The following is a 24,643-nucleotide window of genomic DNA, read 5'->3' on the forward strand; positions in this document are numbered from 1 at the left end:
TTAAAACAATCAGTTCGCTTATCCAGGTTGAAAAAGACTTATGAACCAAGAAATTTTTGCTAGAGTCAAGAACATCGTTGTCGAACAATTAGCAGTTGATGACGAACAAGTAAAAGCTGAAGCCAGCTTTGCCAATGACTTAGGAGCAGATTCCCTAGATGTCGTCGAATTGGTAATGGCTCTAGAAGAAGAATTCGATATCGAAATTCCAGACGAAGCAGCAGAGAAAATTGACACCGTAGGCAAAGCAGTAGACCACATTAGTGACAAAGTGGCAGCCTCAGCATAAAGATCGTGCTTCAAGAGCGCTTAGTCGCTAAACCAATATTTTCTCCATCAAGCTGCATTCTGAGGGAAAATATCCTCATAACACAAGAATCATGACAAATTTGCCACTAAAACGAGTTGTTGTCACGGGTCTCGGTGCGATTACCCCGATTGGAAACAACCTCTCCGAATATTGGGAAGGTTTGATCGAGGGGCGCAATGGGATTGATTTGATTAGTTCATTTGACGCTTCCCACCATGCTAGTAAAATTGCTGGTGAAGTCAAGGGTTTCGATCCCCACGACTACTTGGAACGCAAAGAAGCAAAACGAATGGATCGCTTTGCTCAGTTTGCCATAGCCGCCAGCACGCAGGCACTTGCTGACGCAGAATTTGTCATCAACGACCTAAATGCAGAACAGATAGGTGTACTAATTGGTACGGGCATTGGCGGCATCAAAGTCATGGAAGAGCAACAACAAGTGTATCTTTCTCGCGGTCCCGATCGCTGTAGTCCCTTCATGGTACCAATGATGATTGCTAACATGGCAGCAGGTTTGACGGCGATTCATACCGGAGCAAAAGGACCTAATTCTTGTACTGTAACTGCCTGTGCGGCTGGATCTCATGCTATTGGTGATGCCTTTCGCTTGATTCAGAGAGGGTATGCTCAAGCGATGCTCTGCGGTGGGGCAGAAGCAGCCATAACACCTTTGACAGTAGCAGGTTTTGCCGCAGCGCGGGCTTTGTCCACCCGCAATGACGATCCGACTCACGCCTGTCGTCCTTTCGATCGCTCTCGCGATGGTTTTGTCATTGCAGAAGGATCTGGTATCCTCCTGTTGGAAGAATTAGAACACGCTCTTGCTCGTAATGCGAAAATTTACGCGGAAATTTTGGGTTATGGTATGACTTGTGATGCCTATCACATGACTTCGCCAGTACCAGATGGACGAGGCGCTACTCGGGCAATTGAGCTAGCTCTCAAAGATGCTAATCTCACTCCAGATCGAATTGATTACATTAATGCTCACGGTACTAGTACCCAAGCTAATGATGTAACTGAAACTAAGGCAATTAAAAAAGCTCTTGGTGAAAGTGCTTATAAGGTAGCAATTAGTTCTACCAAATCGATGACAGGTCATTTGTTGGGAGGATCGGGAGGTATCGAAGCGGTGGCGACAGCGATGGCGATCGTTAACGATCGCCTTCCGCCGACGATTAATTTAGCTAATCCCGATCCTGGATGCGATTTGGATTACGTGCCGAATAACAGCCGCAACCAAACTGTAGAAGTAGCTTTGTCTAATTCTTTTGGTTTTGGCGGTCATAATGTTACCTTAGCTTTTAAGAAATACAGGCGCGGATAATCGGACAATGGCATTCGGTAATGGGGTAATTGCCTTTTCGATCGGCAAGAAATGAACTGTAGAGAGATTATTGATTTTTTTTCAATAGTTGAATCAGTGGCATCAAATTTATCGATCCCAAACCCCATTACCCGATCGCCATCTCCTACCTGAAAATTAGCTAGTCTTGTCCGCCACTCCCGAAGGATGGGATGATGGAAATGACGCTTGGGGCATCCACAGCTATAAACTTAGGGTAAACGTTGACAAAACCAACCCTAATAAGCTATTTGTCACCCTTGTTACACCAGATTTTTGCGCGTGCGATCGCGCACTAGTAGTTCAGTTTAACAGAAACAATTATGGTCGCTGCTACTCAATCACTCGAAGAACTTTGCATTAATTCAATCCGTTTTTTAGCAATTGACGCTGTCGAAAAAGCAAATTCTGGTCATCCAGGGTTGCCGATGGGCGCTGCTCCAATGGCGTTTGTGCTTTGGGATCGCTTGATGCGCTACAATCCCAAAAATCCCCAATGGTTTAATCGCGATCGCTTTATCCTTTCGGCTGGTCATGGCTGTATGTTACAGTATGCCTTGCTTTATCTGACTGGTTACGACAGCGTGACTATTGATGATATTAAGCAGTTCCGTCAGTGGGAGTCGAAAACCCCCGGACACCCGGAAAATTTCATGACTCCTGGCGTGGAAGTAACGACAGGACCTTTGGGACAGGGAATTGCTAACGGTGTCGGCATCGCAATGGCAGAAGCTCATTTGGCTGCTAAATTTAATAAACCAGATATCGAGCTTGTAGACCACTATACCTATGTGATTTTGGGTGATGGCTGCAACATGGAAGGTGTTTCTGGAGAAGCTTGTTCTCTGGCTGGACACTTAGGACTGGGTAAATTAATTGCCCTTTACGATGATAATCACATCTCTATTGATGGTTCGACGGATTTAGCTTTTACTGAAGATGTTGGTAAGCGTTTTGAAGCTTACGGTTGGCACGTTCAGCACGTGGAAAATGGTAATACTGACCTCGACGCAATTCACAAAGCGATCGAACAAGCTAAAGCTGTTACCGATAAGCCTTCTTTAATTAAGGTTACAACTACGATCGGTTACGGTTCTCCTAACAAAGCTAACTCCCATGATGTTCACGGATCTGCCCTCGGTGCGGATGAAGTGAAAGCGACTCGCGAACACATGGGTTGGGAATACCCAGAATTTGAAGTTCCTGAAGATGCACTCAAGCACTTCCACAAAGCTGTAGATCGCGGTGCGAAGTACGAAGAACAGTGGAACAGTCTTTGGACTCGTTATCAGAGTGAATATGCTGAAGAAGCTGCTGTCTTAGCGCGGATGATGAAAGGCGAACTACCTGAAGGTTGGGATAAAGTTCTGCCTACTTATACTCCCGAAGACAAGAAAGATGCTACCCGCAACCAATCTGGTAAAGTTCTCAATGCTTTAGCAGGAGTTTTACCGGAACTTATTGGTGGTTCGGCGGATTTGGCTCCTTCTAACAAAACTTTACTCAAATCAGATAAAGATTTCCAAAAAGGCGCTTACGAAAACCGTAACCTGCGTTTTGGTGTCCGCGAACATGGAATGGGCGCAATTTGTAACGGTATCGCCCTACATGGTTCGGGGTTAATTCCTTACGGTGCTACTTTCCTTGTCTTTACTGATTATATGCGGGCATCGATTCGCTTGTCGGCATTGTCTAATGCTGGTGTAATCTGGGTAATGACTCATGACTCGGTAGCATTGGGTGAAGATGGTCCGACACACCAACCAATCGAGCATATTCCCTCGCTACGTGCAATTCCCGATCTAGTAGTTATCCGTCCTGCCGATGGTAACGAAACTTCTGGCGCTTACAAAGCAGCGATCGAAAGTCGCGATACCCCTACTTTAATCGCTTTATCGCGACAAGGTTTACCGAATTTAGCTGGAAGTTCGATTGAAAATACTACTAAGGGCGCTTATGTGCTTTCTTGTGGTAATCCTCCTGAAGAAATCGAAGTAATTTTAATCGGTACTGGTTCGGAAGTACATTTGTGCGTCAATGCAGCCGAAAAATTACGGGCTGAGGGTAAGAAAGTTCGTGTGGTTTCGATGCCGAGTTGCGAGTTGTTTGAAGCACAAAGCGACGAGTATAAGGAGTCTGTTTTACCTGCTAGCGTGAAGAAGCGTTTAGTTGTTGAAGCAGGTTCTAGCTTCGGTTGGTGTCGTTATTTTGGTGCTGAAGGTGCTAGTATCAGCATCGATCGCTTCGGTGCTTCTGCTCCTGGTAATGTGGCTTTAGAAAAGTTTGGCTACACTGTTGATAATGTGGTGGCTCAAGCTAAGAAATTGTTGGGATAAATTTGCTAAGTTTTTCTCGATTTAGTTTTTAATTTTACTGTAGAGACGTTGCACGCAACGTCTCTACAAGTTTATTGGCTTACTTGCAAGAGTTAAGATAGAAAATCTGGTCGTGCTTGTTGAGTAGAGTGGAGAATTTGCGCGAGTTTTGACCAATCTTCTTCTTCGATGAGTTGGATAATTTCATCGAGATTTTCGCGGTAGTTATGAAGCGATCGCAAAACTTCCGGACGATTATATTTTGCCATCATTACTCCTAATTCGGGATTGCCACCACCGACGCGCGAGGTATCCCGAAAACCAGAACTGGCTAAGTTTTTGGCTAATGCTAACACAGTGGGATTAGTTTCGCCCAGACTCGCAGCAAGCAAAGCTGCACTTACCATCACTGGGAGGTGAGAAATCCAACTCACAGCGCGATCGTGTTCTTCGGGACTGCAAAAATAAACCTTACAACCGAGAGAAATCGCAACTTCCTCTACCTTTTTAATTGCTGCAACCGGAGTAGATTCAATAGGAGTAATCACATAAGGTGCATCCAGAAACAAATTCTTTTGAGCCGCTTCGATACCTTGTGCGGCTGTTCCCGCCATGGGATGTCCGCCAACAAAATTTTGCCACAAACTGGTACAAGTTTGAGTAGTTGCCAGCTTAACCGAACCCACATCAGTGACAATAGTTTCCGGAGCCAAATAATCTTTTAGTTTAGCCACAGTCGGAGCGATCGCCGCGATCGGCGTACAAATAAAAACAATATCCACTGCGCCTAAATCCTGTAAACTAACGCTAGCACGATCGACCGCACCCCTCTCAAGGGCAATTTCACAAGTGCGTCGGGAGCGAGAAACCCCGATCGTCTCCCAGGAGTGCGATCGCAATTCTAAACCTAAAGAACCGCCAATTAACCCTAGCCCAACAATTCCTATTTTCATCTGTCAAATTTCCCTCGGTAGCGCTTGGTGTAACAATTCCGATTCGGGACAATTGTAAATCTGGAGAGAACGTCACCGCATTTTACACCTGAGTTGGTTACTTCTATCCTGAGAGCCAAATTTTCCGGTAATTAATCCCAAAATGCCTTCAATCGTTTTTACTTGGCTCTGTGAGTACAGTAATTACACTGTTCTAGATATTTCCCTTTGAGTGTAAGTTTAAAATATTAGCAGAAAAATGGCGCGGGAAAACTTCGTCCTTTGACAACGAGGATGCCCCTTGTGCCTCAATTACTTTTCTGTATCAAGTATGGTAATGTAAATACTATCAAATAGGTCGATAAAATGATAGTTTTTGAGTTTAAAGTAAAAGCCAAGCAAACTCAATATGTTGCTATTGATGAGACGCTCCGAACAGCTCAGTTCGTTCGTAATCAGTGCTTGCAATACTGGATAGATAACCGAGGTATTAATAAGTACGACCTCAATAAATATTGTGCAGTATTAGCCAAAGAGTTTAGCTTTGCCCAAGAACTAAACTCCCAAGCCAAACAAGCATCAGCAGAAAGAACCTGGTGTGCTATCAGTCCTTTTTCCGCAAACTGCCGGCAGAAAGTAAAAGGGAAAAAAGGTGGGACTCGATTCAAGCAAAACAGTCACTCTGCTGAGTACAAATCAATAGATTCTCAGTTATCTGAAAATCAAAAAACTGTTAACTTTGCTGACAAAAAAGAAAAAGAAAAATTAAAATATCAAGAAACCGATGACCTTAACTTTTTCCGAGGCAGGATAGTCAAAGTTTAGAAAATGACCGGAATATTTTGCTCATAAATATGGAAAAGTGACAATAGCAGTATCACCTCACTGGACTTCCCCAGATTGTCCACGATGCAAACAGAGAGTCAAACAATCCCTCTAGAAAACCTAAAACAAGAAGGAAGCCTTATTTTTCGATGAACGTTACAGAACTTGGTGGTAAATATGCCGCCGGAGTCAGAGACTTTGCTAATGTCAATCTTAGTGAAGCAAATCTGAGCGGTATTAATCTCAGTGGTGCAAATTTGAGCGAGGCTAACCTAAATGTAGTCAACCTCAGTGGTGCAAATTTGAGCGGTGCTAACCTGGAACGAGCCAAACTAAATGTGGCTCGATTAAGCGGAATCAATCTTTCACGAGCAAAATTAAATCAAGCAGTGCTTAATGTAGCTAATTTAATTCGCGCCGATTTAGGGGAAGCCGAATTAATTGAAGCAGCTTTAATTCGGGCTGAGTTGATTCGTGCTGAACTTAGTGGCGCAAATCTCAGAAATGCCAATCTCAATGGGGTAGATTTAAGAGAGGCAACACTGAGATACGCGAATCTGAGCGGCTGCAATTTAAGTGAAGCAAATCTACGCGGTGCCTTCCTGACTTCAGCTATTTTAGAGGGAGCAACCATGAATGGGGCTAATTTATGCCGTTGCGACCTAAGTGCTGCTAATTTAAGGGAAGCAGAACTGCGCCAAGTAGATTTGAGTCGTGCGGATCTCAATGGAGCAGATTTACGAGGAGCAAATTTACGTTGGGCAGATTTGAGCGGGGCTTCGTTACGTTGGGCAGATTTGAGCGAAGCTAAATTAAGCGGAGCTAGTTTAATTGGGGCAGATTTGACTAATGCTAATTTACTGAATGCGAGTTTAGTTCATGCTAATTTGACTCAGGCAAGGTTAATTAAAGCTGATTGGGTAGGAGCAGATTTAACCGGGGCGACGCTGACAGGGGCTAAACTGTATGCAGTTTCTCGCTTTGGCTTAAAAACCGAAGGAATGACTTGTGAGTGGGTTGATTTGTCCCCAGAAGGCGATCGCAGCGAGATTTATCATTTTACTTCCGAAAGGGCGAAAAAGTTTTTTAATGAAACTTTACCCACAGTGGAAATTCTCATTGATGCTCCTTTGGATTTCCACGCTCATGTCGCCATTGCTTCTATTTATCAACAAATTGTTTCTCTGTATCCAGGAATTAAAAGACCTCCAACAATTGAAGTAAGTTCTCGACGCACGGCGATAACTTTTAGCGTCGATAGCAATGACCGACTTTTTACTACTGCTTATCTAGCAGTAATTCCCTTCGCTGACGCACAAGCCAGCCATCGCAATTTAATTGCTTTGGTTCATACTTTACAATCTCAAGATCGAAATGTTCTCAGTCTCAGGAAATATCAAAGGATTAAACAAATCAGTATCTCTTTAAATCGAGCGATCGCTAAACTCAACCAATTTGAGCTTCCTAACTTGGATCGTCTTCCGGCTGAAAGTGCTAATTTTTTCCAAGCTCCTACTCAAACAGTTTTAACTAACTCGAATGACCAAACTCTAGAAATCTATCGTCGTCCAGTTTTTGGTAAGCGTTTAATGCAGCAATCTAACTTATATCACCGGGCGAAAAAAACTTCTCAGTCTCGCTCCTCCGAGGCGACTTTACCTTCAGTGAAAACGGCGATCGAATTTATCCGAGAGTTAGACGAACCAGAGCAAGTTAACCAAGGCTAGAAAGTCCTGACTGAATTGGTTTTCAGACTACCCCATCTTCGCTTACCATTACTACAAGCTAGGATTGGTAAGGACGAGCGAAGATTAAATGACCATGAAAGCGATCATTGAGGCAAAAGTTCATACCTCCCTGCGTGCTTTGCTACGAGAAACTGAATCAGTTCGCTGGCTGCATCATTTGACGATGGCTAGGTTGGTAGCGCGAGCCTTGCGTAACGATCGCCATGCTTTAATTCAAACGGGAAGCTCTCAGGAGCGATATTGTCTGAGTTATTTAACACCAGCACTACTTTGGAGCGAACCAGTAATCTTAGTCACACCCCAAAGATCCCATCAAAGATTAGGGAAATCAATTCAGTGGTTACAAGAATGGTTAGAAACAGATAAACCCATCGAAATTGGCTCTCATTTCCCGGATACAGATAATTTCCAAGGCTTAATCCTGACAACTCCACAAGCTTGGTTAAGCGATCGCTTGGAAAATCAAAAGCGTTTTCCCCAACATATTCCCACAATTATCGATCGCGCTGACGAACTTGAAGATTGGACTCGCGAACAACTCACGATTAGTATTCAGCCTCAAGACTGGGATGCTTTGATGAGTCAATATCCTCGCCAGCAAGAAGAAATTCGCGACTTACGAGTACAATTGACTAAAGCAATCTTTGGACATCCTCAAAATCCTTACTGTAGCTGTTTACTCTCCGTCCCCGAACAAAAAATCTTACAGCAGTTATTTCAAACTTTAAGTCAAGATCCCCAATGGCATTCTCACACTGGAGTAGTTCGCGATTATCAAGTCCAATTCCAGCAACCAGGACAAATGCTCTGGGCATCTATTGCTAGAGATCTCGGACAGTTTACACTTCACATCGCACCACTAGAAGTAAGTACAGCTTTACAATCAATTTGGTCGCAGCAACCAGTAGTGTTGATTGGCTGTCCTCTAGATCGAGAACGCTCTGCACCAATATATCGTCAAAAGTTAGGTTTGCCTGAATTAACTACACTCAAATTTGCACCCGATCGCCAAAATGAATATATTCGTCTTTACTTACCCTATCGGCTACCTATGCCGAATACGCCCGGATTTCAAAATGCCCTACTGCCACAAATTCATACTTTAGTTCGCATTTGTCCCAGAGCAAATCAACCAATTGTCCTTTTAATTGACGATGTGCCGCTTAAAGCTCAAATCGGGGCAAATATAGCAGGTGAGTTTGGTTCGCGAGTCCAAGTAGAAAAAATCAATCTTCCAGTTAATGGCATTTTAGTCACTGGTTGGGAATTCTGGATTGCCAATCAAGATTTGTTTCCTCCTCCTCAACTGCTAGTCATTGCTACGTTACCAATTCCTTCCTTAGAAAATCCTCTTGTCGCAGCCCAAGTCACCGCCTTAAAAAGCCAGCGTCTTAACTGGTTTGACTCTTATTTGTTACCAACCGCTTTGCACCAACTACAACGGGCGATCGTACCTTTACGAGAATCTCGTGGAGTTGTGGCTTTGCTGGATAACCGAGTTAATTTTCGCAGCTACGGTAAGAAAATTTTAACTGCTCTCGAACCTTTCGCCCGCATTAACTACCTCGATGCTAGTTGGTTTGAGTCTTCAAGTTAGTTTGTCAATTTACTGGTAACTAGTAACTCCTAAGCGCTATCATATTTCCCAGAAATAGATTCTATGAGAAAATTTTTATGGGTGAAGCTAAACGCCGTAAAGAGGCATTAGGAGACAAATACGGTCAAGAACAAACGATTCTTCCCTGGCTACCAATTACCAAATCTCAAGCGCAAATGTTTTACAAGTGGACGACGACTGGCGCTTGGATTGGGATTGGCTTGATGGTAGCTTTTTGGTTAATCGTCAGAATTATTGGACCTGGTTTTGGTTGGTGGCAAGTTCAATAGTTAACAGTTAAAGGACTAAACTCAGTTCGTAGTGAGGACTAAAGTCCTCCAATTCCCCAAAAAGTTCGTAGTGAAAACTAAAGTCCTCCAATTCCCAAAAAGTTCGTAGTGAAAACTAAAGTCCTCCAATTCCCAAAAAGTTCGTAGTGAGGACTTTAGTCCTCTAAATTCCCCAAAGAGTTCGTAGTGAAAACTAAAGTCCTCCAATTCCCCAAAAAGTTCGTAGTGAAAACTAAAGTCCTCCAATTCCCAAAGAGTTCGTAGTGAGGACTTTAGTCCTCCAATTCCAGAAACTAATGGCTAAATTCTTTGGGGAGAATTTAATTTAATGCCAATGGCGCTAAAGCGGTGATTTAGTCCTGTAATAATTTTGCACTTGTAATCGCTAACTGACGACCAATTTCCGCGATCGCTGTTTGTTGTTTTTCGTCTTTAAGTTTACCCTCTTCGCTAAATGCTTGGAAAGCGTTGGGAATTGCTTTTTGCTCCGGGATAACCAACACGCCAATACTTGACAAAATCGAACGAATGTGAGACAAACCTCGTAAACCACCTAAACCCCCAGGTGAAGTAGCCATCAACGCCGCAATTTTTCCTCGAAAACAAGTTAAAGCCATTGGTGCTTCTCCGGGTTCTGGTCGTGAAGCCCAATCAATGACATTCTTAAGTAAAGGAGTAATCGAACTGTTGTATTCCGGAGAAGCGATCGCGAAGGCATGATGTTCTTTGAGGAGGGTTTTGAACTTAAGGACATTTTCTGTTAGTCCCTCCTTAGCTTCCAAATCTTGGTCGAAAAGCGGCATCGGCAGCTCGCGCAAATCCAGATAAGTAACCTCTGCACCCGCCATTTTTGCCCCCTCAGCCGCGATTTTCACCAGCATCTTGTTAAAAGAAGCTTCGCGGGCGCTACCAGCAAAAGCGAGAATTTTCGGTGGAGTAGTCATGAGGAAATTACCAGCTACTAGACAAAAGTTATGATAAGCGATCGCGCAAGTGTAAACATAATCATAATTTTTCAGCGATCGCCGAAGAGCGCAAATCTTCCAAAAACACTATTAAGAATAGCCAGTTTCCAGCCACAATGAGTACAGAATAACAATTACGGAAGTGGTTAAATTGGAAAAGAAGTAACCCAGAGATCGAGAAGCTGTTATCTTCGATACTGTTGAACTTATCCTTCAGCAGGTTAAGTAAGAGTTGCGTAAGCACGCCAATTAGTCACAATAGTTGCACAAGCACCAGGAGTATAGATAACCCGTGCAGACAAATATTCCCATCAAAGAAACCATAATTCAAGTAGAAGACGATCGCACAGGCATGAGCGTGGAAACCCTCAAGCGAGCCTTTGCTGATAGTCTTTTCTATACCCAAGGCAAGTACGAATCCATAGCAACTCTCAAAGACTATTATCTAGCGCTCGCGCACATGGTACGCGATCGCTTGATTCACCGCTTTCTCAAAACGGCAGAAACATACGCAAGGACAAATGTCAAGAGAGTTTGTTACTTATCAGCAGAGTTTTTGACAGGTCGTCACTTAGAAAATAATCTGATTAATCTCGGTATTGATGAGTCTGTGCGTAAGATCGTCGAGGAAACTGGACTCAAGCTGGAAGATTTGATCGAACAAGAAGAAGACCCCGGTTTAGGAAATGGAGGTTTAGGAAGGCTAGCGGCTTGCTTCCTCGACTCAATGGCTAGTTTAGAACTACCTGCGGTTGGTTATGGCATTCGCTACGAATTTGGTATTTTCCACCAAGCGATCAAAGATGGCTGGCAGATAGAAATCCCCGATAAATGGCTGCGCTATGGCAATCCTTGGGAAATTCAGCGTCCGGAAGCCACAGTCGAGGTCAAATATGGGGGACATACCGAAATTCAACATGATGACAAAGGCCATCCCTGCGTCAAGTGGATTCCAGAGCGCACAGTGACAGCAATGCCTTATGATACGCCGATTCCGGGATATAACACCAACACTGTTAATGCCTTACGTTTGTGGAAAGCAGAAGCCAGCGATACTGAAGAATTTGACTTCGATGCTTTTAACGCTGGCGACTACGATGGTGCAGTCGCCCGGAAAATGGGTTCGGAAACCATTTCTAAGGTACTTTATCCGAACGATAATACTCCTCAAGGAAGACAATTACGTCTAGAACAGCAATTTTTCTTCGTTTCCGCATCATTACAGGATATTATCCGCAATCACTTGCACACTAATCCGAACGTAGATAACTTACATGAAAAAGTCGCCATTCAGCTCAACGATACTCACCCGGCGGTAAGTATTGCAGAAATGATGCGTTTGCTGATTGACGAACAAAATCTGGATTGGGATAAAGCTTGGAGAATTACGCAAAAAACCTTTGCTTATACTAACCATACTTTGCTGCCAGAAGCCTTAGAACGTTGGTCAGTAGATTTGTTTGGTTCTCTATTACCCCGACATTTAGAAATTATCTACGAAATTAACCATCGTTTCTTGGAAAATATCCGCACTTGGTATCCAGGGGATAAGAAGCGTTTAGAACGTTTGTCAATTATTGAGGAATATCCGGAGAAGTCAATCCGGATGGCGCACTTAGCTTGTATTGGTTCCCACGCAGTTAACGGCGTAGCAGCTTTACATACTGAACTGCTCAAAAAAGATACGCTCCGCGATTTTGCCCAATTGTGGCCCGAAAAGTTCTACAACAAAACTAATGGAGTCACTCCCCGACGCTGGATTTTACAAAGTAACCCCAAGCTAGCTCAACTGGTGACAGAAAAAATTGGCTCTAATTGGGTGAAGCACTTGGATGAATTTAAGCGTCTAGAAGCTTTTGCTGACGATGTTGAATTTCGCTCTCGCTGGCAGGAAATTAAGCTACAAAATAAGCAAACTTTGGCAGACTACATTCTCCATACGATGGGTATTGAAGTAGATGTCAATTCGATCTTTGATGTCCAAGTCAAGCGGATACACGAGTACAAGCGCCAGTTGTTAAACGTCCTGCATATCATCACGCTTTACAATCAGATTAAGCAAAATCCAGCGTTGGAAGTGGTTCCCCGAACGTTTATTTTTGGCGGTAAAGCAGCTCCAGGCTACTTCATGGCAAAATTAAATATCAAACTGATTAATGCTGTTGCTGATGTAGTTAATGACGATCCGGACGTGCATGGTCGTTTGAAAGTCATTTTCTTACCCAACTTTAACGTTTCTCTTGGTCAGAAAATTTACCCCGCCGCCGAACTTTCCGAGCAAATTTCCACTGCTGGTAAAGAAGCTTCGGGTACGGGTAACATGAAGTTTGCTATGAATGGCTCGTTGACGATTGGGACTCTTGACGGAGCGAATATCGAAATCCGCGAACAAGTAGGAGCAGAAAACTTCTTTCTCTTTGGTTTGACTGCCGAAGAAGTTGGGGAGTTGAAACGTCAGGGATATAACCCGATGGACTACTACCAAAATAACTCTGAACTCAAACAGGTTATCGATCGCATTGCTACAGGTTATTTCTCCCACAGTGATTCGGAATTGTTCAAACCATTGCTTGACTCGTTGCTATACGGCGATCGCTTTATGCTTTTGGCTGATTATCAAGCTTACGTTGACTGTCAACAACAAGTTAGTGAAGCTTATAAAGATCGGGAAAATTGGTTGCGAATGTCAATTCTCAATGCTGCACGCATGGGTATTTTCTCTTCCGATCGCCCAATTAAAGAGTATGCTGATGAAATCTGGCAGATTGAGCCTCTCAAAGTTGAACTTGGAGAATACGATCAAGAAACCGCAGGTTTGAAGGTGCAAAAACAATAAGTAATTTTTTCAACTACCCCACCCTGCATTCCGCAGAGGGTGGGGATTGAGAAAACTAATTTCTCCAGACAACTGTCGAATAGATTGTTAATTTCCTTATACAATCTCCTTATATGTCTGTCTATTTTTATTTATCTATTTCGTCTCGATACTGACAAAAGTGCCTTCAGTAATAAAATTTTTTTTTCTTAATTTCGGTGTTAAAATTTTCGCTGTTAGTCTTGTAACCAAAAGGTTCTGAACCCTTTTCGTGCTAGTGTATCTGGCTATTGTGGAGATGGAAAGTTGTTTAAATGTAGTTACTGATACTGGTCAAACTCTAACAGTCAAGCTAAAAAAGTTCATAGTGGTAACACACTGCTTTCTTTCGTTTTCACCGGCACTGGCTATTTACTTAGTCCCAATTTTGCCCAAGAGAATTCTTAAGAAAGTATTAAAAGGTCTAGAATTAGGTGTGGTGTTTGGAGGAAAAAAGTGTTTCTAAGACTCGCACAGCAGCACCGTCAATTTGTCAAGGATTTGGTAATGAATCTTCAAGCTCTAGCAACTGTCTTGGAGAATAGGGGCTATCTGGCTTCTTGCTATACCTGTGGCAGCCAAATGAATAGTGCATCGTTCATGGTTAGTTTAGGCGATAATCATTTAATTCGCTTTTTAGTGTCAGATTATGGTATTACCTGGACTGAAATGCGCGATGACCGAGAATTGATGAAATTGGAAGGGGCTGAAGCAATTAGTCAACTTCAGGATTTAGCGAACCTAGTTAAGTATCATATAGAACCTTCGCCATCAGGTCGAGAACAATCCAAAGCAAGTGTCAGGCAAATGCACGTCTCTTAAGTAGTTTTCTAGAGGAGCGAAACAGAGATTACCAATGCCCAAACTCGCAATCTTACTATCTGCCCTAGACAAGGAAATTATTCTGAGTCTAGGGTTTGCTCTTGGGTAAGACTGTTGCTGTGGCTGTGAGGGAGATTTAGAGAGGGCGATCGCCTTTCTCTTGCCAAATTACTTAACTTATGTATATGAGTATTTACAAAAGTTCTTAAAAAGAAAATAAAGAAAATATTATGAAATCAAACTTTGCTCTCATTTCAAGAGATGATAATTAAAGTTCAAAGGGAGTCAGCCCAGATAAAGACCCTCAATAGATAAAACCAAATCAAATTTAAATAGGGTCAGCCCCAATAAAGACCCTAACCACAATAAACCAAACTTATAACTAACAGAGTGCCAGCCTCTAACCAAAAGAGAACTGGCACTCTCATTTTTCGCATTTGCTTTCAAATCAGAATCCAGGCGAACTTATTCACCAGAAAAATAAATTCTCAACTATTCATCCTCAGCAAAAATAAAGCGACGCAGTTCGCTAGGATCGGGTTCGGGGCTATTTTCAGCAAATTCCACCGCCTCATTAACCAGTTGTTGAACTTTACGCTCAATTTCCTTAAGTTCCGCCGAATCTGCCAAATTTTGTTCAGTTAAGTAAGCAGCAAACTTTTGAATGGGATCGCGAGCTTTCCAAGTTTGTTTTTCTTCTGGAGAGCGTAACTCATCAGGATCGGCGAGAGAGTGACCCCGGAAACGATAAGTAAGAGCTTCAATCAAAGTCGGACCTTCACCAGCACGAGCGCGGGCGATCGCCTCTTGAGCCGCAGCCCGAACCGCGAGGACATCCATCCCATCAACCTCAACCCCAGCCATACCAAAGACGCTAGCCTTTTTATAAATCTCAGGTTGAGAAGTAGCACGTTCGTGAGCCATCCCAATTGCCCACTTATTATTTTCCACCACATACAGAATCGGCAACTTCCACAGCGCCGCCATATTCAAGCATTCAAAAAACTGACCATTATTACTGGCGCCATCGCCAAAAAAGCAAGCAGTCACCTGGTCAGCACTTTCATCTCCCATCACCTCTCTGCGATACTTACTTTGGAAAGCAGCACCAGTAGCCACGGGAATACCTTCTGCCACAAAAGCATAACCTCCGAGTAAACGATGTTCGGCAGAAAACATATGCATCGAACCACCGCGACCTTTGCTGCATCCAGTCGCCTTACCAAACAACTCCGCCATTACCTCTCTCGCTGGAACCCCACAACTAAGAGCATGAACGTGGTCGCGATAGGTACTAGACACAAAATCTTCATCAGGGCGCATCGCCTTAATCACCCCAGTAGAAACAGCCTCCTGACCGTTATAAAGATGGACAAAACCGAACATTTTGCCTCGGTAGTACATTTCAGCACATTTGTCCTCAAAAAACCGCCCCAGAATCATATCCTCATAGAGAACTAAGCCTTCTTCAGAAGATATTTGGGCTGAAGTAGCGTGAAACTCAGGTAAAGTGCGTTCGGAAACCATAGCTTCTGTAGAATCCTTAATCAAATATATTCGTAAACAACCTCGCCAATTAGGGTCGAGGCTTTCAGTAGCCCTGGAGTCATCGTACAAGACAACAACTGCGAACCTCCAGGCTGGTTGAAAGAACAGCCCCAAAGCGCAATTACTAATGAAGCATTAACATCCGCATCCCCTTGATCTTGACATCGAGGATTTGTACACCGGAAAGATTTTCCAGCTCTAATGCCTGAATGCAAGCATTTATGGCACGTTTGACTAGTATAAGCGGGAGGGATAGCAATTACTTCCACTCCTTCTTTGATTCCCTTGTACTCTAAGAACGTCCGCAATTGAGAAAAAGCCCAGGAATTAGACCGTTTGAGATCGCAACTGTTGTTTCTCGTCGGCTTGTAGCTTGACAACTAAGGTTAATACTTGTTTCATGTCATCTAAAACTTCAAAATTATGATTATAGTCTATTTTTGAAAATAAGGGGTTCGATGCCCCTTATTTTCAACTCCTATCCCTCCCCGCCCTTGAAGGGCAAGGCTTCTCGGAGCTTTTTCGGTGTCAGTTTATGCAGCGTAGCAAGGTTCAGCCAAGGAAAGCAAGACTATACGAATAAACGCTTTTGTGGTCTTCAAAGACGAGCTACTCGCGAAAAGCTTGCTAGGGATGGGTAAAATAAAGAGGAAAAGATATAATATCTGATGGTAAAATACAGGCGTTAATTAGCACAGCACAAGGTCAGATAAGAAAATCGGCTTGAGGCAGTAGTGAAAAAATTTTTTCTAACTGATTAAATTAAATGTTAATAGATATAAAAGATAATAACTGGTGTTTGAAGAATCAGCGAGAGTGGGGAAGCTTAAGCTTCTACTACTAAAACTGTAGCTAAGGATTACAGAAGATATCGAGGATTTTCAACCTCTTGCTTCTGTTTAGTCCCGAAAGTTAGCTCTGGGATAGCTAACGAAGAGAAGATAAGTTAATTAAGCTTGCGATGCTCTGGGGAAGCGAACCGTGCGAATTCCGCTCGATTATTACAGAATTATAGGCGTACCAATTCAGGCAAGCGACGAGCAGATCGCTCAGGCGTATCAAGATCGGACTCGCCAACTGCCTCGTCGAGAGTACAGCGATGCGGCGATCGCTGCTCGTAAAGAACTGCTGGAAAAAGCTTTCTCGGTTTTGTCTGACCCAGAAAGTCGCTCGAGATACGATGCTAAGTTTTTTGCGAAAAATTACGAACAGGGGCAAGGGGTTGCTCGCCGAGTTCCTGAAGCGCAGCCACAAGTAGAATTGCCTCTGGTCAAATCTGATGAGGAAGATGATGTTGAGGTCGATCCTCGCACGCCTTGGATCGAAATTAAGTCAGAACAATTTGTCGGCGCTCTCTTGATTCTCCAAGAGTTAGGCGAGTACGAATTAGTCCTGAAGCTGGGACATCGCTATCTCGATGAGCGTAATGCTGCAATTAGTGTTGATAAAGGTTTGTTGGGAGATCCCCAATTAGTACGGGCGGATATTGTTTTAACTCTGGCTCTGGCTTGTTTGGAGTTGGGTAGGGAACAATGGCAGCAAGGTCATTATGAAGATGCTGCTGTTTCGGGACAAACGGGTCAAGAGTTGCTCCTTCATGAGGGTTTGTTTCCTACTGTTCGCGGAGAAATTCAAACGGATCTCTATAAGCTACGACCTTACAGGATTTTGGAGTTACTAGCGCTGGGTGTGAAAAAAACTAGGGCTAGACGTAAGGGTTTGCAGCTTTTGCGAGAAATGTTGGCGGAACGGGGCGGTATCGATGGTACTGGTGAAGATCGCTCGGGTTTGAGTATTGATGATTTTCTCCGTTTTATTCAGCAGCTACGCAGCTATTTAACGGCGGCGGAACAGCAGGAGTTGTTTGAAGCGGAAGCGCGACGACCTTCGGCTGTGGCAACTTATTTGGCTGTTTACTCTTTGTTGGGACGGGGCTTCGCTGAGCGAGATCCAAGGCTGATTTTAAGGGCGAAGGAAATGCTGATGCGTCTGGGAAAACGCCAGGATGTGCATTTGGAACAGGCGGTCTGTGCTTTGCTGTTGGGTCAGACGGAAGAGGCTACTCGCGCTCTGGAATTGAGTCAGGAATACGAACCTTTGGCTTTTATTCGGGAACATTCTCAAGGTGCGCCAGATTTGTTGCCTGGGTTGTGTTTGTATGGGGAACGTTGGCTGCAAACTGAGGTGTTTCCTCATTTTCGAGATTTGGCAAATAAGCAGGTTTCTTTGAAGGATTATTTTGCTGACGAACGGGTGCAGGGTTTCTTGGAGCAATTACCTGTAGAAACGGGTAATGAGAATCAGTGGTCGGTGGATGAGCAAACGAGTGTGGGTGTTGCTGGTACGAGTACAGCAACGAATGGACAAAGTTCTCGTTCGTCAGTAGCAATGGAGGGGCGGCGAGGAATGGAGGTGCGATCGCGTTTTGGCTCGCCGACTGCGGGAACTCAGGGGACAGCAACAACTACAGGTACGGGTTCAACTTTAACGACGCTGACTAACCGAGAACGTGGCGGTGCGCCGACGACAACTCGTGGTTATAGTGCTGGGGTTTCAACTTTGGCGGGTGGTGGAGGAAGTACACAAAGGTCGTCAGAGTTGGTTTCGGAAACTACGGGTGTAGCAGGTACGGCGCGCGGTCGTCGGGCAATTCCGCCCGGTAGTTCTCGCTCTGGAAGTTTGGGAATCGATTCTTCCAACGCGCCAGGATTTACAGAGTCTGCTCCTAATGGTAATGGCTCTGGTTCGCTAGATGCGATCGCTAATAGAGATCGCCGTTCTGGTACTAAATCTTCTTCTCCTCAATTGGCTCGTTTATGGCTAGTTGGTGCAGGGCTGCTTTTGGGGTTGGTGTTGCTGTTGTGGGGTTCTTTTAAGTTAGTACAAAGCCTTTTTAGTCAAAATTCTCCTACTTTGGAAGAACCTCAGCCTGTGGTAACTTTGAGCGAGCCTCCTGTAGAAATTCCGGAATCTGAACTTCCGTTAGTAGCTCCTGAAGGACCTTTAACCGAGGCAACTGCGGAACAAGCGATTCGCACTTGGTTTGCGGCGAAAGCGGCGGCGCTCGGTCCGGAACATCAAGTCGATCGCTTAAACCAAATTTTAGCCGAGCCTTTGCTATCTCAATGGCGCAGAAATGCCCAAAACTTGCAGCGTAGTGATGCTTATCGCTTCTACGGACACGAGCTTCAGATAGAATCGGTTGCAGAAAATCCCGCAAATCCCGACCAAGGAACGGTGGAAGCAGTAGTCAGAGAAGTTGCTAAGTCTTATACCGGAGGTCAACTCAATCCGGGCGATTCTTATGACGAAAATTTGCGAGTTCGTTATGATTTGGTACGTCAAGAAGGTCAGTGGCAAATTAAAGGTACTGAACTGCTGAGATAGAAAAGATTCTGACGATCGCCCGATCGCTAAACTTTATCTTGACAAATAGCCGTTGGTTTGCTTTAAAAAGCAAACCAACGGCTTCAGCGATCGCGTACGGTGCATTTACCAGTTATCAGTTACCAGTTATCAGTTATCAGTTATCAGTTATCAGTTACCAATAGATATTGGAGACAAAAAGCAATTAGGGAATAAACTGTTCACTGGTCACTGTTCCCTGTTCACTGAACCCAGTCCCCAATGTCATCAAATTTTGACATTACGATCCCCACGATCCCAATAAAATCGTTAACTCCCCAGTAATAGTAAGGAAAACCCCTTGACTGAGAAGGGGAAGATTTTGTTACATAAAGTTAAGAAAACGATCCCCGCGATCCCCAGACAAAGGCGAAATTAAGCTTTTGTCGAAGCAACTTAGGGAAAAGTGATGAATACGGATGTCAAGAGCAGCCTATTCACTGACAAATTTCCCAACGCTAGTCTGAGGGAATACAGGGCTTGGTAATACATCCAGTAAGGGTAACACCTTACAAAAAGGCGATCGTAGACAAGTGAAATATTTGTCTAGAAAACCGGCAAAGATCGAAACCTCTAACAAAAATTGAGAGGTAAGGGATTAGGGATGTGCAAGAAACTTCCAAGGCTGGTTGTGAAAGCTAAAAGTAACAGCATTAAGAAGTCAAAACTCAAATTAAATTGAGATGCACGTCTGTTATTGCAAGTCCTGAATAGGGGCAAAAAAAAACCAGTTCCTTGATAGCATTCCCTTGCCTCATCCAAGGCGCAATCAGCCCTTATTCGGAACAAAAATATAGGAGAAATACCCTATGGCAAAAGAACGCCCACCTCTTGAAGAAATGACTTTACGGCAACTGCGTAAAGTTGCCAGCAAATATAACGTTAGTCGTTACAGTCGGATGCGTAAAGCACGCTTGCTGGCTGAACTGAAAAAAATCATTGAAGCAGAGCAAATTTCTGCGGTTCCATCTCGCACCGAGGAGGTAAAGGAAACAGTGGAAGCAACAAAATTTATAGTCGGACAAGAAGATCCCACAGGTGGGACCCTGGCGGATGTGGACAAAGGATTGTCAGATTTACCAGCAGGTTACGGCGAGAGTCGAATTGTGTTAATGCCTCGCGATCCGCAGTGGTGCTACATTTACTGGGATATTCCTAACGAGCAAAAAGAAGAATTGCGTCGTCAGGGAGGACAGCAGTTAGCGTTGCGGCTTTATGACGTTACAGATATTAATTTAGATGCTCAACGCGCTCACAGCGTGCAGGAATATCTCTGTGATGAACTAGCCAGAGAGTGGTATATACCAATTCCCGTCAGCGATCGCGATTATCTTGTCGAAATTGGCTATCGTGCTGTTGACGGTCGTTGGTTAGTTTTGGCTCGTTCTGCGGCTGTACGCGTACCTCCGATTTATCCTTCTGACTGGATTGACGATCGCTTCATCACTGTCGGCTGGGAAGAAGATTTGCGCGGCAAGACTTTCATGGAGTTAGTTCCTCCTACCAAGCGGATACCCGCAGGTTTCGAGGCTGGTACTGGCAAGCAAATTTACGATGACATCTTTGACATGGCGCAAGCTGGGGAAGCCCAGCGTGTTGCGGGTTCTTTATTTGGCTCAATGCAGCAAGTTCCCGGTTCAATCCAGCAAGTTCCCGGTTCAATCCAGCAAGTTCCCGGTTCAATCCAGCACGTTTCCGGTTCAATCCAGCACGTTTCCGGTTCAATCCAGCACGTTTCCGGTTCAATCCAGCATATTCCTGGCTCAGTAGTATCACAACAAGCTGTTAGTTCCTATGTCTTCCCCTCTGGTATGGGAATGTGGGCAGGAGCAGGAGCAGTTCCCACAATGTCCGGAGTGGGCTACTCGATGTCGGGCGCTGGTATGGGCTACTCGATGTCGGGCGCTGGTATGGGCTACTCAATGTCGGGCGCAGAGATGGGCTACACCATGTCTGGAGCAGGTATGGGCTACACCATGTCTGGAGCAGGTATGGGCTACACCATGTCTGGAGCAGGTATGGGCTACACCATGTCGGGCGCTGGTATGGGCTACACCATGTCGGGAGCAGGTATGGGCTACTCGATGTCGGGCGCAGAGATGGGCTACACCATGTCGGGAGCAGGTATGGGCTACACCATGTCGGGAGCAGGTATGGGTTACTCGATGTCTGGCGTAGGTATGGGTTACTCGATGTCTGGCGTAGGTATGGGTTACTCGATGTCTGGCGTAGGTATGGGTTACTCGATGTCTGGCGTAGGTATGGGTTACACCATGTCTGGAGCAGGTTTAACCATGTCTGGAGCAGGCTTTTCTGGTTCTTTACCCCAAGTTCGTCCCCGTAAGTTCTGGTTAGTTGCTGATGCTGAATTAATCGTTTATGGTGCAACTGAGCCAGATGCTACCGTTACCATTGGCGGACGACCGATTAAACTTAATCCAGACGGTACTTTCCGCTTCCAGATGTCTTTCCAAGATGGTTTAATCGATTATCCAATTATGGCTGTTGCGGTTGATGGCGAGCAAATGCGATCGATTCACATGAAGTTTAACCGCGAGACACCATCTCGTCATACCAATACGAAAGAAGAAGCTGTTGAAGAATGGCTTGCTTAAAATAACTGAAAGATAAGATTGCTTCCCCCCGATAGATGAGTCGGGGGTTTGTTGTTTGTATCGTAGGAGATTATGAAAATAGAAGAGATTACCACTACTTTTAACCAGATTTTCCCTGCGAAAGCAGTGAAAACTCCCACAGATGACTCTTGGCAAGTAGAGTTAGACCAAGTAAGGTTATTAGCGATTCTGTCGGAAGATAAGAGTTGGCTGCGACTGTTGTTGCCAATTGTACCCGTACGGGAAGCAAAACCATTTTTGGAACAGTTACTAGAAGCCAATTTTGATTTAACCCAAGAAGTTCGCTATGCCTTTCATCAAGAAGTTTTGTGGGGAGTATATCAGCACAATGTTGCTAGTTTAACACCAGAGGATTTAGAAGCGGCGATCGCGCGTCTCGTCTCTCTCAAAGAAAAAGGACTTGATGAGGTCTTTAATTTACTCGTTGAAAAGCAAATTCTGCAAATTATTAGCGCCGCCAAACTCCAAGGACAAACCCTCCAAGACACAATCCAAAATTTAGAGCGATTTTATCATGAAGGAATGCTAGGCGGCATGGAACAAAATCCCCAAGAAAGAGAACGGTTTCTCCAAGCATGGCGCTATCAATTAGAAAGACTTTGGTCAGAAGTATAATTTCAGCCTCAACAATGGATATTCTGCAAATACTTAAAGAAGATTATCAGCGTTTTCCTGACAACCAAACTTACAGCATTTACGCGGAAAATGTCTATTTTCAAGACCCTCTTAATAAATTTCGTGGCGTAAAGCGCTATCAAAAGATGATTCAGTTCCTCGGTACTTTTTTTCAAGACGTAAAAATGGATCTCCACAACATTTATCGTGAAGGAGATACTATTCACACTGAATGGACATTAAATATGACCTCTCCTCTACCTTGGAAACCTCGTCTAGCAATCCCTGGTAGAAGCGAATTAAAAGTCAAAAACGAGTCTACAGTTATTTCTCACCTCGATTTTTGGCATATCTCCCGCTTCGATGTTCTCAAACAAAATTTCTTTGCCTCTAAAATGAGAAAAGATACTAAGTAATGTAAACCGCTCTCAGATAGGACTTTCCCCATGCGTTTAATTCTCATGACTGGTAAAGGAGGAGTTGGCAAAACCTCTGTTGCTGCTGCTACCGGACTTCGCTGTGCCGAACTCGGTTATAAAACACTTGTACTAAGTACCGATCCCGCTCACTCCCTCGCCGACAGTTTTGACCTAGAATTGGCGCACGAACCGCGCCTGGTGCGTCCCAATCTCTGGGGTGCGGAACTCGATGCACTCATCGAACTAGAAAGCAACTGGGGCGCTGTCAAACGCTATATTACCCAGGTTTTGCAAGCGCGGGGACTGGAAGGCGTACAAGCGGAAGAATTGGCAATCTTACCAGGGATGGATGAAATTTTCGGCTTGGTACGCATGAAACGTCATTACGACGAAGAAGATTTTGAGGTGCTAATTATTGATTCTGCACCAACAGGGACGGCTTTGCGGCTACTAAGTATTCCCGAAGTTGGCGGTTGGTATATGAGAAGATTTTACAAACCTTTACAAGGAATGTCAGTCGCTCTCAGACCACTTGTAGAACCAATTTTTCGCCCGATCGCTGGTTTTTCTCTTCCCGATAAGGAAGTAATGGACGCTCCTTATGAATTTTACCAACAAATTGAGGAGTTAGAAAAGGTTTTAACTGATAATCAGCAAACTTCAGTGCGTTTGGTAACTAATCCCGAAAAAATGGTGATTAAAGAATCTTTACGCGCTCATGCTTATTTGAGTCTCTATAATGTAGCTACAGATTTAGTAGTTGCAAATCGGATTATTCCTGATGAAGTTAACGATCCATTTTTCCAACGTTGGAAGGAGAATCAACAAATTTATCGTCAAGAAATTCACGAAAATTTCCTTCCTTTACCTGTAAAAGAAGTACCGCTTTACTCGGAAGAAATGTGTGGTTTACCTGCATTAGAAAGATTGAAGGAAACTTTGTTTGCTGATGAAGATCCAACTCAGGTTTATTACCAGGAAAATACCATTAGAGTCATTCAGGAACAAAATCAATATAGTTTGGAATTGTATTTACCTGGAATAGCAAAAGACCAAATTCAACTGAATAAAACTGGCGATGAATTGAATATTAGAATTGGCAATCATCGGCGCAATTTAGTTTTACCCCAAGCTTTAGCCGCATTGCAGCCAACAGGTGCAAAAATGGAAGACGATTATTTAAAAATTCGCTTCTCCGATGTGGCAAAAGTTTAAGTAAATAATCAGCAAAAGACTACAAAATTCTCTTAGGAGTTTTGTAGTCACCAGCTAAATGCTAGACTTAAAATAAAAGTTATGACAGCAGTTACTTCAACGCCCCAGTCAAAAATATTTTATCCTAGTGCTGACGGTGAACCAGTGGCGGAAACTTACGATCATCTTTATGCTATTTTGACGACTTTAGAAGTTTTAAGACAATATCTCCAAGGTCGTCGCGCAACGGTATTAGCGAATCAGTTTTTATATTATTCCCAAGGCTTTCCGAGGGCGAAAACTGCGCCTGATGTGATGGTTATTTTCGATGTGGAACCGGGAGGACGAGATAACTATAAAATTTGGGAAGAAGGTCAAGTTCCGGTAGTTATTTTTGAAATGACTTCCAAAGCTACGCAACAGCAAGATCGTGATTTTAAGTTAACTCTTTACGAACAGTTTGGAGTAGCTGAATATTGGTTATTTGACCCGAAAGGAGAGTGGATAACCGAAAAATTGCGCGGTTATCGTTTGCAAGGTGAAAGTTACGAATTAATTACGGATGGCAAAAGTGAACCGTTGCAGTTGCGTTTGACAATTGAAGGTAAATTGATTGGTTTTTATCGTCTTGATACGGGGGAAAAGTTGTTAATTCCGGATGAATTAGTGGCGCGTTTGCAACAGGAAACTGAAGCAAGATCGGCGGCAGAAATTGAGGCGGAACAACAACGAGAACTTGCAGAAGCTGAACGGCAACGTGCAGAAGCTTTAGAAGAAATGTTAACTCGTTATCGGGAACGTTTTGGAGAGTTACCTGATTAAA

At 43.9% G+C, this 24,643-nt stretch carries 20 protein-coding genes; 16 read left to right on the plus strand and 4 right to left on the minus strand.

Going from position 1 to position 24,643, the window contains the following annotated elements; genetic code table 11:
* Positions 1 to 40 precede the first annotated feature (40 nt).
* The 3 genes from acpP (at position 41) to tkt (ending at position 3,991) form a co-directional block, all read left to right on the plus strand.
* Positions 41 to 289 carry an acyl carrier protein gene (acpP, locus tag G3T18_RS02450; RefSeq protein WP_224408934.1) on the plus strand — a complete coding sequence of 83 codons (249 nt, stop codon included), beginning with the start codon at positions 41 to 43 and terminating at the stop codon, positions 287 to 289.
* A 91-nt stretch (positions 290 to 380) separates the two neighbouring features.
* Positions 381 to 1,637: a beta-ketoacyl-ACP synthase II gene (fabF, locus tag G3T18_RS02455; RefSeq protein ID WP_224408935.1), complete on the plus strand. Its 1,257-nt coding sequence runs from the start codon at positions 381 to 383 to the stop codon at positions 1,635 to 1,637.
* A 341-nt stretch (positions 1,638 to 1,978) separates the two neighbouring features.
* Positions 1,979 to 3,991, plus strand: a complete 2,013-nt coding sequence (tkt, locus tag G3T18_RS02460; RefSeq protein WP_224408936.1) for a transketolase — start codon at positions 1,979 to 1,981, stop codon at positions 3,989 to 3,991.
* Between the two features lie 92 nt (positions 3,992 to 4,083).
* Here the strand turns inward: tkt and G3T18_RS02465 are convergent, their stop codons facing one another.
* On the minus strand, positions 4,084 to 4,923 hold the full coding sequence (locus G3T18_RS02465) for a prephenate/arogenate dehydrogenase (RefSeq protein WP_224408937.1): 840 nt from the start codon (positions 4,921 to 4,923) through the stop codon (positions 4,084 to 4,086).
* A 345-nt stretch (positions 4,924 to 5,268) separates the two neighbouring features.
* Between G3T18_RS02465 and G3T18_RS02470 the strand changes: the two genes are divergently transcribed.
* The 4 genes from G3T18_RS02470 to G3T18_RS02490 all read left to right on the plus strand — a co-directional run bounded on the left by G3T18_RS02470 (position 5,269) and on the right by G3T18_RS02490 (position 9,362).
* Positions 5,269 to 5,727 (plus strand): transposase, encoded by a 459-nt coding sequence (locus G3T18_RS02470; protein ID WP_224408938.1) that lies wholly within the window; start codon positions 5,269 to 5,271, stop codon positions 5,725 to 5,727.
* 149 nt (positions 5,728 to 5,876) lie between these two features.
* A complete protein-coding gene (locus tag G3T18_RS02480; RefSeq protein WP_224408939.1) occupies positions 5,877 to 7,454 on the plus strand; it encodes a pentapeptide repeat-containing protein in 1,578 nt (525 codons plus the stop codon).
* An 88-nt stretch (positions 7,455 to 7,542) separates the two neighbouring features.
* Complete coding sequence (locus tag G3T18_RS02485; protein ID WP_224408940.1) at positions 7,543 to 9,072, plus strand: helicase C-terminal domain-containing protein; 1,530 nt, start codon at positions 7,543 to 7,545, stop codon at positions 9,070 to 9,072.
* Between the two features lie 77 nt (positions 9,073 to 9,149).
* Positions 9,150 to 9,362, plus strand: a complete 213-nt coding sequence (locus tag G3T18_RS02490; protein WP_224408941.1) for a DUF2839 domain-containing protein — start codon at positions 9,150 to 9,152, stop codon at positions 9,360 to 9,362.
* A 353-nt stretch (positions 9,363 to 9,715) separates the two neighbouring features.
* Here the strand turns inward: G3T18_RS02490 and G3T18_RS02495 are convergent, their stop codons facing one another.
* Positions 9,716 to 10,306 carry an NADPH-dependent FMN reductase gene (locus G3T18_RS02495; RefSeq protein ID WP_224408942.1) on the minus strand — a complete coding sequence of 197 codons (591 nt, stop codon included), beginning with the start codon at positions 10,304 to 10,306 and terminating at the stop codon, positions 9,716 to 9,718.
* 373 nt (positions 10,307 to 10,679) lie between these two features.
* On the opposite strand from G3T18_RS02495, the gene G3T18_RS02500 reads away from it, so the two are divergent.
* A complete protein-coding gene (locus tag G3T18_RS02500) occupies positions 10,680 to 13,163 on the plus strand; it encodes a glycogen/starch/alpha-glucan phosphorylase (RefSeq protein ID WP_224408976.1) in 2,484 nt (827 codons plus the stop codon).
* A gap of 474 nt (positions 13,164 to 13,637) precedes the next feature.
* Positions 13,638 to 14,003, plus strand: coding sequence for a DUF1815 family protein (locus G3T18_RS02505; RefSeq protein WP_224408943.1), 366 nt, complete (start codon positions 13,638 to 13,640; stop codon positions 14,001 to 14,003).
* A gap of 492 nt (positions 14,004 to 14,495) precedes the next feature.
* On the opposite strand, the gene pdhA is transcribed toward G3T18_RS02505, so the two are convergent.
* Entirely contained in the window at positions 14,496 to 15,530 is a 1,035-nt protein-coding gene (pdhA, locus tag G3T18_RS02510) for a pyruvate dehydrogenase (acetyl-transferring) E1 component subunit alpha (RefSeq protein WP_224408944.1), read from the minus strand.
* A gap of 20 nt (positions 15,531 to 15,550) precedes the next feature.
* Positions 15,551 to 15,931: a zinc ribbon domain-containing protein gene (locus G3T18_RS02515; protein ID WP_224408945.1), complete on the minus strand. Its 381-nt coding sequence runs from the start codon at positions 15,929 to 15,931 to the stop codon at positions 15,551 to 15,553.
* A 601-nt stretch (positions 15,932 to 16,532) separates the two neighbouring features.
* On the opposite strand from G3T18_RS02515, the gene G3T18_RS02520 reads away from it, so the two are divergent.
* The 7 genes from G3T18_RS02520 (at position 16,533) to G3T18_RS02545 (ending at position 24,642) form a co-directional block, all read left to right on the plus strand.
* Entirely contained in the window at positions 16,533 to 18,938 is a 2,406-nt protein-coding gene (locus tag G3T18_RS02520) for an IMS domain-containing protein (protein WP_224408946.1), read from the plus strand.
* Positions 18,939 to 18,976: 38 nt separating this feature from the next.
* On the plus strand, positions 18,977 to 19,102 hold the full coding sequence (locus G3T18_RS25415) for a hypothetical protein (protein WP_263480245.1): 126 nt from the start codon (positions 18,977 to 18,979) through the stop codon (positions 19,100 to 19,102).
* 663 nt (positions 19,103 to 19,765) lie between these two features.
* Positions 19,766 to 21,571, plus strand: coding sequence for a DUF4912 domain-containing protein (locus tag G3T18_RS25840; RefSeq protein WP_224408947.1), 1,806 nt, complete (start codon positions 19,766 to 19,768; stop codon positions 21,569 to 21,571).
* Positions 21,572 to 21,643: 72 nt separating this feature from the next.
* A complete protein-coding gene (locus G3T18_RS02530; RefSeq protein ID WP_224408948.1) occupies positions 21,644 to 22,207 on the plus strand; it encodes a YbjN domain-containing protein in 564 nt (187 codons plus the stop codon).
* Between the two features lie 14 nt (positions 22,208 to 22,221).
* Complete coding sequence (locus tag G3T18_RS02535; protein WP_224408949.1) at positions 22,222 to 22,623, plus strand: DUF2358 domain-containing protein; 402 nt, start codon at positions 22,222 to 22,224, stop codon at positions 22,621 to 22,623.
* A 30-nt stretch (positions 22,624 to 22,653) separates the two neighbouring features.
* Positions 22,654 to 23,841: a TRC40/GET3/ArsA family transport-energizing ATPase gene (locus tag G3T18_RS02540; RefSeq protein ID WP_224408950.1), complete on the plus strand. Its 1,188-nt coding sequence runs from the start codon at positions 22,654 to 22,656 to the stop codon at positions 23,839 to 23,841.
* A gap of 81 nt (positions 23,842 to 23,922) precedes the next feature.
* A complete protein-coding gene (locus G3T18_RS02545; protein ID WP_224408951.1) occupies positions 23,923 to 24,642 on the plus strand; it encodes a Uma2 family endonuclease in 720 nt (239 codons plus the stop codon).
* Position 24,643 lies beyond the last annotated feature (1 nt).

This window comes from Oscillatoria salina IIICB1 (assembly GCF_020144665.1).
Taxonomy (GTDB): Bacteria; Cyanobacteriota; Cyanobacteriia; order Cyanobacteriales; family SIO1D9; genus IIICB1.

Excerpts from the sequence above, each read along its gene's own strand:
- acpP (WP_224408934.1), top strand. The coding sequence starts at position 41 with ATGAACCAAGAAATTTTTGCTAGAGTCAAGAACATCGTTGTCGAACAA.
- fabF (WP_224408935.1), top strand. The coding sequence starts at position 381 with ATGACAAATTTGCCACTAAAACGAGTTGTTGTCACGGGTCTCGGTGCG.
- tkt (WP_224408936.1), top strand. The coding sequence starts at position 1,979 with ATGGTCGCTGCTACTCAATCACTCGAAGAACTTTGCATTAATTCAATC.
- G3T18_RS02465 (WP_224408937.1), bottom strand. The coding sequence starts at position 4,923 with ATGAAAATAGGAATTGTTGGGCTAGGGTTAATTGGCGGTTCTTTAGGT.
- G3T18_RS02470 (WP_224408938.1), top strand. The coding sequence starts at position 5,269 with ATGATAGTTTTTGAGTTTAAAGTAAAAGCCAAGCAAACTCAATATGTT.
- G3T18_RS02480 (WP_224408939.1), top strand. The coding sequence starts at position 5,877 with ATGAACGTTACAGAACTTGGTGGTAAATATGCCGCCGGAGTCAGAGAC.
- G3T18_RS02485 (WP_224408940.1), top strand. The coding sequence starts at position 7,543 with ATGACCATGAAAGCGATCATTGAGGCAAAAGTTCATACCTCCCTGCGT.
- G3T18_RS02490 (WP_224408941.1), top strand. The coding sequence starts at position 9,150 with ATGGGTGAAGCTAAACGCCGTAAAGAGGCATTAGGAGACAAATACGGT.
- G3T18_RS02495 (WP_224408942.1), bottom strand. The coding sequence starts at position 10,306 with ATGACTACTCCACCGAAAATTCTCGCTTTTGCTGGTAGCGCCCGCGAA.
- G3T18_RS02500 (WP_224408976.1), top strand. The coding sequence starts at position 10,680 with ATGAGCGTGGAAACCCTCAAGCGAGCCTTTGCTGATAGTCTTTTCTAT.
- pdhA (WP_224408944.1), bottom strand. The coding sequence starts at position 15,530 with ATGGTTTCCGAACGCACTTTACCTGAGTTTCACGCTACTTCAGCCCAA.
- G3T18_RS25840 (WP_224408947.1), top strand. The coding sequence starts at position 19,766 with ATGGCAAAAGAACGCCCACCTCTTGAAGAAATGACTTTACGGCAACTG.
- G3T18_RS02530 (WP_224408948.1), top strand. The coding sequence starts at position 21,644 with ATGAAAATAGAAGAGATTACCACTACTTTTAACCAGATTTTCCCTGCG.
- G3T18_RS02535 (WP_224408949.1), top strand. The coding sequence starts at position 22,222 with ATGGATATTCTGCAAATACTTAAAGAAGATTATCAGCGTTTTCCTGAC.
- G3T18_RS02540 (WP_224408950.1), top strand. The coding sequence starts at position 22,654 with ATGCGTTTAATTCTCATGACTGGTAAAGGAGGAGTTGGCAAAACCTCT.
- G3T18_RS02545 (WP_224408951.1), top strand. The coding sequence starts at position 23,923 with ATGACAGCAGTTACTTCAACGCCCCAGTCAAAAATATTTTATCCTAGT.